Source organism: Streptomyces sp. NPDC044033 (assembly GCF_056434425.1).
Map to the genome: position 1 here is coordinate 1 of NZ_JBWKFF010000067.1, position 1774 is coordinate 1774.

Genomic DNA, 1774 nt, shown 5'->3' on the forward strand with positions numbered 1-1774 from the left:
GAGTACCGGTAGGCCACTGGCGAGGTTTCCGCTGTGCGGGTCCTTTTCCAGTGGCCCCCGGCCCGAACCCGCCGTGCACCCTTTCGATGCAGCGGGCTCTCCAGTGACTGCTGCGTGTTGTTCACCCGGGTCACACATGGATGCTTCCGTGGCAAGGCGGGCAGACCACAAGGGTTCTGCGCCGTTTCTTGAGCATCAGTTGCGCCCATGGGGACTGTTCTCCCTGGCCGCGTAGCTCGGCGAGCGAGGGAACCTGGTGTACCTGCACCTCAGTCCGGTTCTCGCAGAGTTCGCACCAACCGCGTTGGAGCCGGTCGATCAGTTGACTGCCGCGCGGGCGGCTGCGGGGGGTGGACATGGTGGACGGAAGATCGTCGAGGACGGCCGTCCGTTTCCGGGTGAGGGGAATGCCACCGAACCGTGCGATCAGTGGTTTCCTGCCTTTGCGTTCGATCCTGGCTTCGAAGCACCTGCGTGGTCCTTGGGGTGTTCTGATGGTCGTCTTGTAGCGATTGGCCATCGTGGTCACCCTTGACCGGTGCCGGGCGGCCAGGGTCTTGAGCATGGAGGTCAGCATGACCCCCTTGAGCCGGTCGAGTTTCCAGACGTCGCCGGCAAGCAGGTAATACTGAACGATGCCCCGGTATTGAGCTCCGTAGAGACTGACGATGTCGAAGGGTGTGCAACTCGTCAGTGGGAGCAGGTGCGTGGGTTTGCCACGGCGGAGGAACGGGGCACATTTGGCCTTGATCACGTCCTTGGGCACGCTGAGTCGGATCTTCCCGTTGATGGAGCGGAGACCGCGGTTGACGCGGCCTCCCCGGGAGATTTTTTCGTCGGCATGCTGAACCGTGATCTCGTAGCCGAGGAAGCGGGCCGCCTGGGTGCGGCCATGCGTGATCAGCGTCTTGTTCTGGTTCAATTCCAACCTGAGGTCGTCGCGCAGGAATCTGGCCAGGCGCTCTTTGATAGCCTCGGCTTCGGCCTTGGGCCCGATGAACCCGAGGAGATGATCGTCCGCGTAGCGGATATAGCGTAGCCGCCGATAGTCCGGATCGTGTGGATCTCCGGCCGGATGGCGGCGCAACTCCTGGCGCCATTGGCGGACTTGAGTGGTCTCGGTGTTCTCCTTTCTGTATGCGAGCCGCTTCCGGGTAGCCAAGATTGCATTCTCCAGCTCCCTGTAAGCCGGATTCTTTCGTCGGCTTGCCCCTCGGGTGTATTCCGGGATGAGAACTGTCTCAACAAACGTGTCCAGCCGGTCCATGTAGATGTTGGACAGGAGAGGAGAGAGTACGCCGCCTTGCGGGGAGCCCGACAATGTGGCATGCCATTTCCAGTCCTCCAGGTATCCCGCCTTCAGCATCTGTCGGATGAGGCGGAGGAACCGGTTGTCGTGGATCTTCTCCGACATGATCGCCAGCAGGACCTCGTGGTCGAGCGAGCCGAAGCAGTCGGAGATGTCTCCTTCGATAAACCAGGTTGTCCCGGTCCAGTTGTGTGTCACCTCGGACAGTGCCGTGTGACAGCCCCGGCCGGGGCGGAAGCCGTGGGAGCGGCCGGAGAATCGTGGTTCGTAATATGCCTCCAACAGGAGGCGGATCACTTCACCGACGAGTTTATCCGACCAGGACGGCAGGCCGAGTGGGCGCGTCTTTCCGTTGGATTTCGGAATGTAGACGCGTCGTACCGGACGGAAGCGGTAACGCTCGTGGCGCATGACTTCAATGATGCGCCCGATCTTGGCTTCGGACATGCCGTCGGCGGTTTCCCC

General features: G+C 61.8%; 1 protein-coding gene. It reads right to left on the bottom strand.

Going from position 1 to position 1774, the window contains the following annotated elements:
- Positions 1-130 precede the first annotated feature (130 nt).
- Positions 131-1774 (bottom strand): reverse transcriptase/maturase family protein (locus tag AC07AB_RS40175; protein ID WP_478577675.1); only part of this gene is annotated, 1644 nt, incomplete at its 5' end.